The sequence below is a fragment of the Methylobacterium sp. WL8 genome (genome assembly GCF_008040045.1).
Lineage (GTDB): Bacteria > Pseudomonadota > Alphaproteobacteria > Rhizobiales > Beijerinckiaceae > Methylobacterium > Methylobacterium cerastii.
In genome coordinates this window covers 14,378-26,575 of sequence record NZ_VRVF01000008.1, presented here as the reverse complement: position 1 = coordinate 26,575, position 12,198 = coordinate 14,378, and the positions used below count along the sequence as shown (strand labels likewise).

Sequence of the window (12,198 nt, the reverse complement as noted above, 5' to 3'; positions counted from 1 at the left end):
GCGATCAAGACCCGTGATGTCGTGGGTTTTCGCGCGGTGTCAATTCATCTCGCTCGGCGCACGCATGGCGGACCTGCAGCGAAGACCGGAAAAGGACCGCCGGAACGCTGTCGCCGGCCCGCTCGTTCGATCTTCACAGCAACGGAGATCCACGCTCATGAAGTTCGCACTCCTCGCCGGCCTGCTCACCCTCGGCGCCCTCAGCCAGTCCGCCCCGGCCAAGGCCAAGGGCTGCATCAAGGGCGCCATCGTCGGCGGCGTCGCCGGCCACATGGCGGGCCACGGCAAGATGGGCGCTGCCGCCGGCTGCGCCGTCGGGCATCACAACGCCAACAAGAAGGACAAGCAGCGCTAAGCGCCGCAGCCGCCGTCGCCTCGCCGGCTCTCGGGCCTGCGGGGCGTCGCCCGGACATGCGTTTCCGCTCCGCCGAGAGGGCAGGGCGCTCAATCCGAGGATGAGGAAAGGTGGGTCCCGGGGCCGAAGCCCCGGGTTCTGTTTCGACGGTTACCCTACCGCAAGATGCTTACGCCGCGAGGCGGGCATCCATGACAACGTTATCGTTGGCATTTAGGATTTGGTCAGGTGCCCGAAACGGGGGTTGCCCGCGTCGAACCGGTCGAGTCCCTACCGACAGTCGCATCGTACCTCACCGAAGTGAAGCTGAACTCGCGATCCCTTTACCGCCCAGTCGAACCTATTTCGCCCCCATCAGAAACGCAGCGCCGCTGCGTTCGTGGTGGAGGCGCCGGAGTACTGCCCTCCGGGTCCTGAAACGTTATTACGAACCGGTCATCAACCGCAGGTCTCATATAGACGATCGACGGCCGGAAATCCAGATCCGTCGTGCGGCGCTCGGGGGATCGGCCGCCTTAACCGTTCGCTCACCCCGATGCGCGACGAGCCCGCCGTGGCTTCTCACGAACAGGGTTCTCGGATGACCGACACCATTGGAATCGCCGGCGACCGCATCCGCTCCATCGTCGAGCGGATCGAGCAGGTGGACGAGGAGATCAAGGCGCTGATGGAGGCGAAGAAGGAAATCTTCGCCGAGGCGAAGGGCGAAGGCCTCGACGTGAAGATCCTCAAGGAGATCATCCGCCTGCGCAAGCTCGACCAGGATGCCCGCGACGAGCACGAGACGCTGCTCGACGTCTACATGCGGGCGATGGACGCACCCGCGCCGAAGCCCGAGGCGATCGCTGCTTGATCGCGGCAGGGGCTCAGAAGGGGCCTCCAAGCGTACGAGATCGCACGCGACGCGGGTCTTCCCTTCCTCTGCGGATGAGGGATGACCCGCCGTCACATGTCAGGCGCCACTCAGCACCTTCTCCGCGCTGCGCAAGCTCAGGGCCATGATCGTCAGCGCGGGGTTCGCCGCGAGCGAACTCGGGAAGGTCGAGCCGTCGCAGACCCACAGGTTCGGCACCTCGAACGACTTCCCGAACGCATCGACCACCGCGTGGTCGCCGTCATGGCCCATGCGGCAGGTGCCGATGGTGTGGGCGACGCGGTCGAGCACCCAGATGTCGCGGGCGCCGGCCTGGGTCCACAGGTCGACCATCAGCTTCGTGGCGTGGGCGTTCAGGCGCGTCTCGTTGGGGCCGTAGCCGAAATCGATCGCGGCCTTGCCCATGCCGAGGGCGTCGGCCTCGTCCGAGAGCGTCAGCCGGTTGGCGTCGCAGGGCAGGGTCTCGCCGTTGATGCCGATGCCGGCCACGTGGTTGTAGTTTGCGAGGTAGTCGCCGAGCGCCTTGCCCCACAGCTTGCGCCCGCGCGCCACCGAGTTGGCGAAGGTCAGCGGCGCGACGCCGAGGCTCTGGACCAGATAGCCGCCTGCGAAGTCGGCGCCCTTCGGGCGGATCATGTCCTCGGTGATCAGCGAGGACGGGTAGCCCTTGTTCGGCCGCGTCTCGGCATCGAACGTGCCCCAGACCTGCGTCGCGACATGGCCCATGTAGTTGCGCCCGACCTGCCCGCTGCCGTTGGCCAGTCCCGTATGCAGCAGCAGCCGCGCGGTCTCGACGGAGCCGGCGCAGAGGAACACCTGCGCGCAACGCTGCTTGTGGTCGACGCCGCCCTGCCGGTAGATCACCGCTGTGATCCGGCCCTCGCGGTCACGCTCGAACCCGTGCGCGCGGGCCTCCGGCCGGATCTCGGCGCCATGCGCCACCGCCAGCGGGAGGTAGGTCACGTCCATGCTGGTCTTGGCGCCGTTGCGGCAGCCCTGATGGCAGTAGCCGCAATTGATACAGGCCGATCGCACCGCGCCGCCTTCCTGCGGGAAATCGCGCGAGACGACGGCCGCGGGCGCGTCCGTGGCGCGGATGCCCATGCCGGCGCAGGCCTCGGCCATGATCTGCGCGGAAGCGTTGCGGGGCACGGGGGCCAGGGGGTAGCGCCGGCTCGCGTCCCACGGATAGCTCTGCGGGCCGGAGACGCCGATGAAGGCCTCGACGCGCTCGTAGAACGGCAGCAGCTCGTCGTAGTTCACCGGCCAGTCGGTGCCCTCTCCGGTCTCGGTGCGGATCATCAGGTCGCGCTGGTCGGCACGCGGGCAGAACGCGCCCCAATGGAGGGTCGAACCGCCGACGCCGGTGCCGCTGTTGTTGCCGCCGAAGGCTTCCGGCGTCGAACCGCCGCTAAGGCGCTCGTCCGTCCAGTAGATCTCGTCGGCGAGGGTCTCGTCGAAGGCGAAGGCCTGCGGATCGAAGTTCGGGCCGGCCTCCAGGGCGACCACGCGCGAACCGGCGGCGGCCAGGCGCGCCATCAGCGGCGCACCGCCGGCGCCAGTGCCGATCACCACCGCGTCGACTATCTCGTCGGTGGAATAGCGCCTCATCGAATCGAGGTTCATCGTGCATCCCCACCCTGCGCGACGGGCTCCCAGCCCTCGCGCTCGCCCAAACCGACCTTCTTGAATCCCACCGGCCGCGACCCGTCGCCGCCCGCGCCGATGCCCGAATAGCCGATCCAGGCGAGCGCCGCCGGATGGGCGAGCCATGTCCGCACCACGTCCGACCGCAGGTCCTCGAACCAGAAGGCCAGCTGCTCCGGATCGAAGCCGCCGACCGGACCGCGCGAAAGGGTCTTGGCCTCGATCGCCTCGAGCAGGTCGTCCTGTGCCGCGCCGTCCAGCGCAACGAAGCGGTGTCCCCCCGCCTGCGCCGCGGCGTCGAGGCTGCGCAGGGCGGCTCGGTAGGCGGAGGCGTCCGGCGGCAACGCTGAGAAGCGCCAGCCGTCGCCGGCGCCGCCCGCGAGCCGCGCGTCGATGCGGGCGGCGAGATCGATCCCGGCGGCCTGCGGCAGCACCCGGGCGACGACGGCCCGCAGGATCGCCAGTTCCACCGCGTCGAGGGCCTGCGGGCGATAGGCGGGATCGTCCGGCGCGGCGCGCTCGTGCAAGGCCGCGCGCAGGCGGCCGTTGACCCGCTCGGAGGCGATCAGGTCGCGATACGCCGCGTCGATCTTCGGCGCTTCAGGCTCTTCCGTGTGCGGCGCGACGACGTGGCCGCGAATCAAGTCGGCGACCGCATCCGGCCGCTCGATCGGCAGCAGGTGGCCGGCGCCGTCGAGGGTGACCAGGCGGGCCGAACCGAAATGCGGCGCCATCAGCGCGGTTTGCGCCTCCGGCCCGAGGTCGCCGTCCTCGCCACCGGCAAGGATGAGGGCGGGGGTGCGCAGGACGCCGACGCGCTCGCACCAATCCTCGCGGCTTCCGCCCGCGAGCCAGGCGCGCCAGGCCGCCGGCTCGGCGCGCAGCACGTCGGCGATTGCGGCCTCGGCCCGGTCGGCGGGGAGGGGCGCGCCGACGTTCGACGCGACGAAGGCCTCGGCCTCCGACTGCCGAGTCCCGGCGTCGGCGCCGATCCAGGCGATCATCGCCGCGCGACGCTCTTCCTCCATCGGCTCGGGGCTCGGCGGCGAGCCGGCGAGCAGGACGAGGCCGGACAGCCCTCCGAGCCCCGCCTCGCCATCCTCGGCACGACGCGCCAGGGCGAGGGCCACCTTCGCGCCCATGCTGTGCCCGGCGATGAGCCAGCGTCCCGGCCGCGCGGCGCGGACCTTTGCCGCGACGTGGTCGGCCATCGCCGCCACGTCGTAGCCGGTCACGTCCGCGGCGTCGCCGAAGCCGGGCAAGTCGATCGGCACGCAAACGACATCCGCCCCGAGGCGTCCGGCCGTCGGCGCCCATTCCCGCGCACTGCCCCCGAGGAAGTGCAGGCAGAACAGGGTCGGCGGCGCAGTCGCGGCCGCGGTGGGTAAGTTCAAGATCATCGCAGCGAGATCGCGCGGGACGCGTGGCAATCAAGCGGCCTTAATGCCGCGCTTCGCCCGATGTCGCCCTGCCGCGGTGCCGGGTGGCTGCACCTCGGGCCGACCGCCGGAATCGACCCGATCCGCGCGGCACCGTAAGCAGGGAGGTCTGCGATACCAAAGAGTCCGCGATCCGAAAAGGAAGCGAAGTTCGATGATCCCGACCCTCGACCAGGTTCCCGACGGCCTCGCCACCCGCCACGGTCGCTACGCCGACGCGCACATCCGCGCGACCCTGCGGGCCACGCGCACGATCGCCCTCGTCGGTGCCTCGGCCAACCCGGCGCGGCCGAGCTGGATCGTACTGAAGTATCTGCTCGACCGCGGCTACGTGGTGACGCCGGTGAACCCGGGCCTCGCCGGGCAGACGCTGCTCGGGCGCCCGGTGGTCGCATCGCTGGCCGAACTCGGCGAACCGGTCGACATGGTCGAGATCTTCCGCAATTCGGCCGCCGCCGGCGGCCTCGTCGACGAGGCCTTGGCGCTCGACCCGCTGCCGAAGACGATCTGGATGCAGCTGGGCGTGCGCGACGACGCGGCCGCCGCCCGCGCCGAGGCGCGCGGCGTCACTGTCATCATGAACCGCTGCCCCAAGATCGAGTACGGCCGGCTCTCGGGCGAGATCGGCTGGACCGGGGTCAACTCGCGCATCATCAGCGCGAAGAAGCCGGTGCTCGCGGGTAAGGGCGTACAGAAGTTCACCATCGCCCCGCGAGGTGGTGGAATGGATTGAAGCACGCCATTCGCGATGGTGCGACGGGACAGGTCCCGGCCTCGCGGTATCTGGATACCACTAGGCTGAACTCCTTCCAGAACATCGCTTTTCCGGTGATGCGCGCCTGCGAAACGGCTTGACCTCAGGCGTCGCCCCGTCTATCCACCGGCCAACGCCGCCGCGTCCCCCGACGCGGCGGCGGCTCGTTTTTCGACACACCACCGAGCGCCAACGGAATTCGGCTTATGAAAACCTTTTCGCTGAAGCCCGCCGACGTCGACAAGAAGTGGATCGTGATCGACGCGGAGGGCCTCGTCGTCGGCCGTTTGGCGTCGATCATCGCCCTGCGTCTGCGCGGCAAACACAAGCCCGCCTACACCCCCCACGTCGATTGCGGTGACAACGTCATCGTCATCAACGCCGACAAGGTGAAGTTCACCGGGCGCAAATACGTCCAGAAGGTGTACTACCACCACACCGGTTTCCCCGGCGGCATCAAGGAGCGGTCGGCCAAGTTCATCCTCGAAGGGCGCTTCCCCGAGCGCGTCGTGGAGAAGGCCGTCGAGCGCATGCTGCCCCGCGGCCCGCTGTTCCGCCAGATCATGGGCAACCTCCGGGTCTACAAGGGCACCAGCCACCCGCACGAGGCCCAGCAGCCGCAGACGTTCGACGTCGGCGTCCTCAACCGCAAGAACGTGAGCGCTTAAGATGGCGACGCTTCAGTCCCTCTCCGACCTCAACCGGTCGAACGCCGGCGGCCTCGAGAACGAGCACGCCGCGCCCGTCCACGTGCAGAAGCTCGACGCCCAGGGCCGCGCCTACGCCACCGGCAAGCGCAAGGACGCGGTCGCCCGCGTCTGGATCCGCCCCGGCACCGGCAAGGTCGTCGTCAACAAGCGCGCCGTCGAGGTATACTTCGCCCGTCCCGTGCTGCGCATGATCCTGCGCCAGCCGCTCACGGTGGCCAACCGCGTCGACCAGTACGACATCACCGTCACGGTCGCCGGCGGCGGTCTCTCGGGCCAGGCCGGCGCGGTGCGCCACGGCCTCTCGAAGGCGCTGACCTACTACGAGCCGGAGCTTCGCGCGCCGCTGAAGCGCGAGGGCTTCCTCACCCGCGACAGCCGCGTGGTCGAGCGCAAGAAGTACGGCCGCAAGAAGGCCCGCCGCAGCTTCCAGTTCTCGAAGCGCTGATCGGCCCATTCGGTCAAAAGAGAAGGCGGCTCCTCGCGGGGCCGCCTTTTTTATTGGTTCGGTCCAATCGCTGACCCGAATCGGTCGAGCTCGCCTTAAGCGGACCGCCCGACAGGTCCCAGCGGGCGCGACTGCCGGGTCAGGCGTGGACCGCCTTCTCCAGCTCCGCCTTGGACATCTTCGAGCGCCCGGGCACCTTCTGCGCCCTGGCCTTCTTTACCAGGTCGGCCTTGGTCTCGCCGGAGGCGGATTTGCGGGCGGTCGCGGCCTTCTTCGCCACGTCCTTCGGCTGCCTCGAGAACTGCTTGCCCTTCGCCGTGTCGCTGCGCTTCTTCTGCGTCGAGCGCTCGTATTGCTCGTCCGTTATGGCCTCGCGCGCCTTCTTCGGCAGGTAGCGTTCCCCGGTCTTGCCGCTTTCCTTGCCGGACTTCGTGTCCCACTCCTCGTCGGTCCACTGCTTGAGGTGGTTGTCGTCGGTCTTCTCGCCGGCGTAGCCGCCGCCGGCCTTCTTATATTCCTGCGTCGCGAGCTGGGCCTTGCGAGCCGACCACTGGCCGGCCTTTCCACCCTTCTCGCTCTTCGTGACCTTGTCCTTGGTCTTCTCCCAAAGCTTGGGATCTGTCTTCTTCGCGGTCTCGGACATCGTCTTTCACCCATCGTCGTCGATTTTGCCGACAACGGGGGCACGCCCACCGCGTTCCGGCAGCAGCGCGATGGCTTGTTGATGGCGCGCGGCATTGACAGGCCGGCACGCACCGGCCACCTCCCGCACCGCGACACGACGTCCCGGCGGCGGCCGGCTTCGAGGGTGCGACGAGCGATGGCGGGCGAGACCAAAAAGCCGACGGTGTTCATCGACGGCGAGGCCGGCACGACAGGGCTCGGCATCCGGGAGCGCCTTGAGCGCGACGGCAAGGTGGTGCTCCGCAGCATCGCGCATGCCGACCGCAAGGACTCGAGCGTGAAGCGGGCGCTGCTCGCCGAGGTCGACCTCGTGGTGCTCTGCCTGCCGGACGACGCGGCCCGCGAGACGGTGGCGCTCTGCGACGCGCTGCCCGGCGGCGGTCCCCGCGTGCTCGATGCCAGCACCGCCCACCGGATCGCCGGCGGCTGGACCTACGGCTTCGCCGAGATGGCCCCCGGGCAGGCGGAGGCGATCGCCGCCTCGCGGCGGGTCGCCAACCCCGGCTGCTATCCCACCGGCGCGATCGCGCTGCTGCGGCCGCTGGTCGAGGGCGGCCTGATTCCGGCCGACACTTTCGTCAGCATCAACGCGGTCAGCGGCTACAGCGGCGGCGGCAAGAGCATGATCGAATCCTACAAGGCCGGCTCCGCCGCGCCGTTCCTGCTCTACGGCCTCGGATTCGCGCACAAGCACCTGCCGGAGACGCAGACCTATTCCCGGCTCACCGCCCGGCCGATCTTCATCCCCTCCGTCGGCGCGTTCCGGCAGGGCATGCTGGTGTCGATCCCGCTCCATCTCGACGCGCTGCCGGGCCGCCCGTCGGCGGGCGACCTCGAGGACGCCCTCGTGCGCTGGTACGCGGGGCAGCCCCTGGTGCAGGTCGTGCCCGGCGCGACCACCGGCGCCCACAAGGAGCAGATCGAGCCGGAGGCGCTCAACGACACCGATCGCCTGGAGCTGCGGGTGTTCGGCTCGGCCGAGCACCGGCAGGCGGTTTTGGTCGCCCGCCTCGACAACCTCGGCAAGGGCGCCTCGGGCGCGGCCGTGCAGAACATCGGCCTGATGCTCGGGCTCGGCGCCTGACCCGCGCCGTCCGCCCGACGCATCGACCGCGCCGCCCGCGAACGATCGGGCGGCTGCGACCAGGAGATCGAACCGCATGACCGAGACGCGCCCACCGCTGCCGCCGTTCGATGCCGGGTCCGCGGCCAAGAAGGCGCGCGGTGCCGAGGATGCCTGGAACACCCGCGACCCCGAGCGGGTGTCGCTGGCCTACACGCCCGACAGCTGGTGGCGGAACCGCTCCGAGTTCCTGGTCGGGCGCCCGGCGATCGTCGCCTTCCTGACCGGCAAGTGGGAGCGCGAACGGGAGTACCGCCTGATCAAGGAGGTCTGGGCCTTCCACGAAGACCGGATCGCGGCGCGCTTCGCCTACGAGTGGCACGACGCGGACGGGCAGTGGTTCCGCTCCCACGGCAACGAGCAGTGGGAATTCGCCGAGTCCGGCCTGATGCGCCGCCGCGAGGCCAGCATCAACGACGTCGCCATCGCCGCCTCGGAGCGCAAGTTCCACTGGCCGCAAGGGCCGCGACCCGCCGACCATCCGGGCCTCTCGGAGCTGGGCCTGTGATGACGCTTCGCGGTTCGCCAAGCTTCCTGTAGAGACCTGCGCGTCGCGAAGCCGGCGCGAGAGGATGCCGATGACCGAACTGCCGAACGTGCACGTCCGCGCCGAAGTCCTGTCCCAGGCGCTGCCCCACATGCAGCGCTACGACCAGGAGATCGTGGTCATCAAGTATGGCGGGCACGCCATGGGCGACGCCTCCGCGGCCGAAGACTTCGCCGAGGACATCGTGCTGCTCGAGCAATCGGGCGTGAAACCGATCGTCGTCCACGGGGGCGGCCCGCAGATCGGCCGGATGCTCGAGCGGCTCGGCATCCAGTCCGAGTTCCGCGGCGGCCTCCGTGTCACCGACGAGGCCACCGTCGAGGTGGTCGAGATGGTCCTGGCCGGCTCGATCAACAAGCAGATCGTCGGCTGGATCTCGGCCGAGGGCGGCCGGGCGATCGGCCTGTGCGGCAAGGACGGCAACATGGTCCGGGCCAAGCGCGCGACCAAGACCGTGATGGACCCCGAGAGCCGGGAGATGCAGACGGTCGACCTCGGCCTCGTCGGCGAGCCCGAGCACGTCGAGCGCGGCGTGCTCGACGCGGTGCTGAAGGCCGAGCTGATCCCGGTCCTGGCCCCCGTGGCCTACGGCGCCGACGGCAAGACCTACAACGTCAACGCCGACACCTTCTCCGGCGCCATCGCCGGGGCGCTCCGCGCCAAGCGCCTGCTGCTCCTCACCGACGTGCCGGGCGTGCTCGACAAGGACAAGAACCTGATCCCGGAGCTGACCGTCGAGGATTGCCGGCGGCTCATCGCCGACGGCACCATCACCGGCGGCATGATCCCGAAGATCGAGACCTGCATCTACGCGATCGATCAGGGCGTCGAGGCGGTCGTGATCCTCGACGGCAAGGTCAACCACGCCGTGCTGCTGGAACTCTTCACCGATTACGGCGCCGGCACCCTGATCCGCCGGAGCTGACGGCCCAACCCCGCATCGCGCGCGCCCGGATCTTGCTTGGAATCCGGGTGCGCGCATCCTGCCTTGCGGTCATCTCGGAGACCGGACATCTCGGACAGATCAATAGCCGGCGAGAGCCACGTGACGGCGGACGACGCCCGCGGCTTCGAGGCCGTCGACACCTGGGTGTTCGACCTCGACAACACGCTCTATCCGAGCGACGCGATGGTGTGGCCGCAGGTGGACGAGCGCATCACGCTGTTCGTCATGCAGCTCTACGGCCTCGACGGGATCTCGGCGCGCGCCCTGCAGAAGTACTTCTACCATCGCTACGGCACGACCCTGAAGGCGCTGATGGTGGAGGACGGCGTCGACCCGCACGCCTTCCTCGACTTCGCGCACGACATCGACCACGCGACGATCCGACTCGATCCGGCGCTCGGCGACGCGATCGAGCAGCTGCCCGGGCGCAAGCTCATCCTGACGAACGGCTCGCGCAAGCACGCCGAGAACGTCGCGAAAAGCCTCGGCATCCTCGACCACTTCGAGGACGTGTTCGACATCGCCGCCGCCGACTTCGTGCCGAAGCCCGAACGCGTGACCTACGAGCGCTTCCTCGCCCAGCACGCGGTCGACCCACGGCGCGCGGCCCTGTTCGAGGACATCGCCCGCAACCTCGTGGTGCCGCACCAGATGGGCATGGCCACCGTGCTGGTGGTGCCGTCCGCGATCGACCCCTACCGCGAGGCCTTCGAGCAGGAGGCGGTGCGCGAAGCCCATATCGACCACATCACCAACGACCTCGCCGCGTTCCTGCGCCGCTGTGTCCTTCCCGTCGCCAAGGATGCCGCGTGAGCCTCGTCGACGCGCAAGCCTTGAGCGCGGCGAAGGCGCCGAGCCTCGTCGAGATCGAGGATCTGGCGCACGCCGCCTTCGCGGCGCTGCCGGCCGCGTTCCAGGCGTTGGCGCGCGACGTCCGCATCGTCGTCGATGATTTTCCCGACGACGAGACGCTGTCCGAGATGCAGTGCGAATCGGAGTTCGACCTGCTCGGCCTGTTCCGCGGGATCGGTCTGGCGCAAGCCGGCGAGACCGTCACGGGCCAGATGCCGAACACGGTCTGGCTCTACCGCCGGCCCCTGCTCGACTACTGGGCCGAGCACGACGAGACGCTCGGCCACCTCGTCGCCCACGTGCTGATCCACGAGATCGGCCACCATGTCGGGCTGTCGGACGCCGACATGGCCGGCATCGAGGCCGCCGCCGACCTTTGAGACCGGACCTCGATGAGCCCGACTCATCGAGGTCCGGCCCCCGCGACTGCGGGGAGGCGGCAATCCGCCGGACCTCATGGGTCCTGACCCATGAGACCAAGTTCAAGGCGTCGGCGGCTCGCCCAGGGGCGGCAGCTTCAGGCGGCTCACCTTCGGGCGGCGGGTGCGGAACTGGCCGCGCTCGATCGCGACGAAGACGAGGATGGTGATGGCCAGCGTCGTCAGCCACCACACCACCGTCAGGCCGACGCCGATGCAGGCGATGGTGAAGGCGGCGGCGAAGCCCGCCATCGCCCCGGGCACCAGCAGCGGCACGTCGAGGCCGGCCCGGCGGACCGAGGCGTAGAGGGCGTAGGCGGCGGCCAGCGCCCCGACGACGCCGAGCTCGTACCACATGGCGAACAGCGCGGTGCTCGGCGCGTTCACCGGGATCAGCCCGAAGACGCGTCCGCGCAAGGCCGTCTCGAAGCCGTGGCCGGTGATGAGCCGGACCGGCTCGGTGGTCACGATCCGCTGCCAGCTCTTCAGCGTCAGCACGCCGGGGCTCAGGGGGCCGAACAGGGCGGCGCCGACGGGTCGGGCGAGAAACGGCAGCAGCGGCGCCACCGCGAGCAAGCCGGCGGCGATGCCGGCGGTGAGGCCGACGCCGAGGCGCGGCCGGAAGCTCGTCACCGCAAAGGCCAGCGCCCCGATCGCGAGCGCCGCGATCTGCCCGAGATCCGGCGAGACCGCCAGCGCCACGGCGACCACCACGGCGAGGCCGAGCGCCTCCCGGTCGCGGCGACGCGAGCGCAGCCAGGCCACCGCGGGCCAGACCAGCAGGGCGAGGAGGGTGAGGCCGCGGTCGAGGGCGTTGTCGTCGTCCGGGACGCCGCGCATCAGGCTGTCGCCGAACAGACCGAGCATGATGGCGACGATCGCCGCCGCGGTGACGCCGAGCGGCAGCAGGTAGAGGTTGGCCGAGCGCATCCGGTCCGGCAGCGCCATGTAGCCGGCCAGCGTCAGCAGGATCGTGGCGACGAGGTTGGCGAACCGTTCGGAGGCGGGGCCGGGGAACGGCGTCCAGACCAGCGACAGCGCCATCCAGGCCAGCACGAGGAGGCCGGCGAGGAAGGCCGGGGCGCGCAGAAGCCGGACGCCGCTGGCGCGCAGCGGCCGTTGGCGGCCGTCGATGGCGCTGGCGAGGATCAGCAGGGCGACGGAGATCGGGGCGAGGATCACGGTCGCGCGCCGCGCCACCTGCGCCACCACCGGAAGGATCACGAACAGCCCGAAGAACCCGACACGGCGCAGGAGCGCGGCCGCATCGAGCGCCGGGTCGATCGTCTGGGTGGATGGGCGCGCCATGGTGCGACTCGGGAACCAGCGTGACGGTTGCGTGTGCCGGAAAGCCCGGCCGCGCCCGTCCTCGATGTCTCGCTTAAGCAAGCCGCGCGCTAGGG

Annotated in this window: 14 protein-coding genes and 1 other RNA gene; 10 read left to right on the top strand and 5 right to left on the bottom strand. The window is 69.9% G+C overall.

Features of this window, described 5'->3' with window-relative positions; genetic code table 11:
* Nucleotides 1–157: 157 nt before the first annotated feature.
* Nucleotides 158–355: a hypothetical protein gene (locus FV234_RS04920; protein WP_147828250.1), complete on the top strand. Its 198-nt coding sequence runs from the start codon at nucleotides 158–160 to the stop codon at nucleotides 353–355.
* A 127-nt stretch (nucleotides 356–482) separates the two neighbouring features.
* Here the strand turns inward: FV234_RS04920 and ssrA are convergent.
* Nucleotides 483–840: a transfer-messenger RNA gene (gene ssrA / locus FV234_RS04915) on the bottom strand.
* A gap of 95 nt (nucleotides 841–935) precedes the next feature.
* On the opposite strand from ssrA, the gene FV234_RS04910 reads away from it, so the two are divergent.
* A complete protein-coding gene (locus FV234_RS04910) occupies nucleotides 936–1,208 on the top strand; it encodes a DUF2312 domain-containing protein (protein ID WP_147813398.1) in 273 nt (90 codons plus the stop codon).
* Nucleotides 1,209–1,307: 99 nt separating this feature from the next.
* Here FV234_RS04910 and FV234_RS04905 read toward each other — a convergent pair whose 3' ends face one another.
* Both FV234_RS04905 and FV234_RS04900 read right to left on the bottom strand, forming a co-directional pair.
* Nucleotides 1,308–2,855 carry a GMC family oxidoreductase gene (locus tag FV234_RS04905; protein ID WP_147828249.1) on the bottom strand — a complete coding sequence of 516 codons (1,548 nt, stop codon included), beginning with the start codon at nucleotides 2,853–2,855 and terminating at the stop codon, nucleotides 1,308–1,310.
* On the bottom strand, nucleotides 2,852–4,270 hold the full coding sequence (locus FV234_RS04900; protein ID WP_238272470.1) for an alpha/beta hydrolase: 1,419 nt from the start codon (nucleotides 4,268–4,270) through the stop codon (nucleotides 2,852–2,854). Before FV234_RS04900 ends, FV234_RS04905 begins: the two co-directional genes overlap by 4 nt.
* Nucleotides 4,271–4,469: 199 nt before the next feature.
* Between FV234_RS04900 and FV234_RS04895 the strand changes: the two genes are divergently transcribed.
* The 3 genes from FV234_RS04895 (at nucleotide 4,470) to rpsI (ending at nucleotide 6,224) form a co-directional block, all read left to right on the top strand.
* The gene (locus tag FV234_RS04895; RefSeq protein WP_147828247.1) at nucleotides 4,470–5,048 is read left to right on the top strand and encodes a CoA-binding protein; all 579 of its coding nucleotides are present in this window, start codon (nucleotides 4,470–4,472) and stop codon (nucleotides 5,046–5,048) included.
* A gap of 227 nt (nucleotides 5,049–5,275) precedes the next feature.
* Nucleotides 5,276–5,737: a 50S ribosomal protein L13 gene (rplM, locus tag FV234_RS04890; RefSeq protein ID WP_147750196.1), complete on the top strand. Its 462-nt coding sequence runs from the start codon at nucleotides 5,276–5,278 to the stop codon at nucleotides 5,735–5,737.
* Between the two features lies 1 nt (nucleotide 5,738).
* A complete protein-coding gene (gene rpsI, locus FV234_RS04885) occupies nucleotides 5,739–6,224 on the top strand; it encodes a 30S ribosomal protein S9 (RefSeq protein ID WP_147750197.1) in 486 nt (161 codons plus the stop codon).
* Nucleotides 6,225–6,363: 139 nt separating this feature from the next.
* Here the strand turns inward: rpsI and FV234_RS04880 are convergent, their stop codons facing one another.
* The gene (locus FV234_RS04880; protein WP_147828246.1) at nucleotides 6,364–6,867 is read right to left on the bottom strand and encodes a hypothetical protein; all 504 of its coding nucleotides are present in this window, start codon (nucleotides 6,865–6,867) and stop codon (nucleotides 6,364–6,366) included.
* 177 nt (nucleotides 6,868–7,044) lie between these two features.
* On the opposite strand from FV234_RS04880, the gene argC reads away from it, so the two are divergent.
* The 5 genes from argC to FV234_RS04855 all read left to right on the top strand — a co-directional run bounded on the left by argC (nucleotide 7,045) and on the right by FV234_RS04855 (nucleotide 10,756).
* Nucleotides 7,045–7,992 (top strand): N-acetyl-gamma-glutamyl-phosphate reductase, encoded by a 948-nt coding sequence (argC, locus tag FV234_RS04875; protein WP_147750199.1) that lies wholly within the window; start codon nucleotides 7,045–7,047, stop codon nucleotides 7,990–7,992.
* A gap of 76 nt (nucleotides 7,993–8,068) precedes the next feature.
* Nucleotides 8,069–8,539 carry a nuclear transport factor 2 family protein gene (locus FV234_RS04870; protein ID WP_147828245.1) on the top strand — a complete coding sequence of 157 codons (471 nt, stop codon included), beginning with the start codon at nucleotides 8,069–8,071 and terminating at the stop codon, nucleotides 8,537–8,539.
* A gap of 64 nt (nucleotides 8,540–8,603) precedes the next feature.
* Nucleotides 8,604–9,503, top strand: coding sequence for an acetylglutamate kinase (gene argB, locus FV234_RS04865; RefSeq protein ID WP_187273582.1), 900 nt, complete (start codon nucleotides 8,604–8,606; stop codon nucleotides 9,501–9,503).
* Between the two features lie 120 nt (nucleotides 9,504–9,623).
* Nucleotides 9,624–10,337: a pyrimidine 5'-nucleotidase gene (locus FV234_RS04860; protein ID WP_238272468.1), complete on the top strand. Its 714-nt coding sequence runs from the start codon at nucleotides 9,624–9,626 to the stop codon at nucleotides 10,335–10,337.
* Nucleotides 10,334–10,756, top strand: a complete 423-nt coding sequence (locus FV234_RS04855; RefSeq protein ID WP_147828244.1) for a metallopeptidase family protein — start codon at nucleotides 10,334–10,336, stop codon at nucleotides 10,754–10,756. The genes FV234_RS04860 and FV234_RS04855 overlap by 4 nt, the downstream gene beginning before the upstream one ends.
* Before the next feature lie 102 nt (nucleotides 10,757–10,858).
* Here the strand turns inward: FV234_RS04855 and FV234_RS04850 are convergent, their stop codons facing one another.
* On the bottom strand, nucleotides 10,859–12,103 hold the full coding sequence (locus FV234_RS04850) for a peptide ABC transporter permease (protein ID WP_147828243.1): 1,245 nt from the start codon (nucleotides 12,101–12,103) through the stop codon (nucleotides 10,859–10,861).
* Nucleotides 12,104–12,198 lie beyond the last annotated feature (95 nt).

Bases quoted from the DNA above. Each gene is read 5' to 3' on its own strand.
- rpsI (WP_147750197.1), top strand. From the start codon at position 5,739: ATGGCGACGCTTCAGTCCCTCTCCGACCTCAACCGGTCGAACGCCGGC.
- FV234_RS04870 (WP_147828245.1), top strand. From the start codon at position 8,069: ATGACCGAGACGCGCCCACCGCTGCCGCCGTTCGATGCCGGGTCCGCG.
- FV234_RS04905 (WP_147828249.1), bottom strand. From the start codon at position 2,855: ATGAACCTCGATTCGATGAGGCGCTATTCCACCGACGAGATAGTCGAC.
- argC (WP_147750199.1), top strand. From the start codon at position 7,045: ATGGCGGGCGAGACCAAAAAGCCGACGGTGTTCATCGACGGCGAGGCC.
- rplM (WP_147750196.1), top strand. From the start codon at position 5,276: ATGAAAACCTTTTCGCTGAAGCCCGCCGACGTCGACAAGAAGTGGATC.
- FV234_RS04880 (WP_147828246.1), bottom strand. From the start codon at position 6,867: ATGTCCGAGACCGCGAAGAAGACAGATCCCAAGCTTTGGGAGAAGACC.
- FV234_RS04910 (WP_147813398.1), top strand. From the start codon at position 936: ATGACCGACACCATTGGAATCGCCGGCGACCGCATCCGCTCCATCGTC.
- FV234_RS04920 (WP_147828250.1), top strand. From the start codon at position 158: ATGAAGTTCGCACTCCTCGCCGGCCTGCTCACCCTCGGCGCCCTCAGC.
- argB (WP_187273582.1), top strand. From the start codon at position 8,604: ATGCCGATGACCGAACTGCCGAACGTGCACGTCCGCGCCGAAGTCCTG.
- FV234_RS04850 (WP_147828243.1), bottom strand. From the start codon at position 12,103: ATGGCGCGCCCATCCACCCAGACGATCGACCCGGCGCTCGATGCGGCC.
- FV234_RS04895 (WP_147828247.1), top strand. From the start codon at position 4,470: ATGATCCCGACCCTCGACCAGGTTCCCGACGGCCTCGCCACCCGCCAC.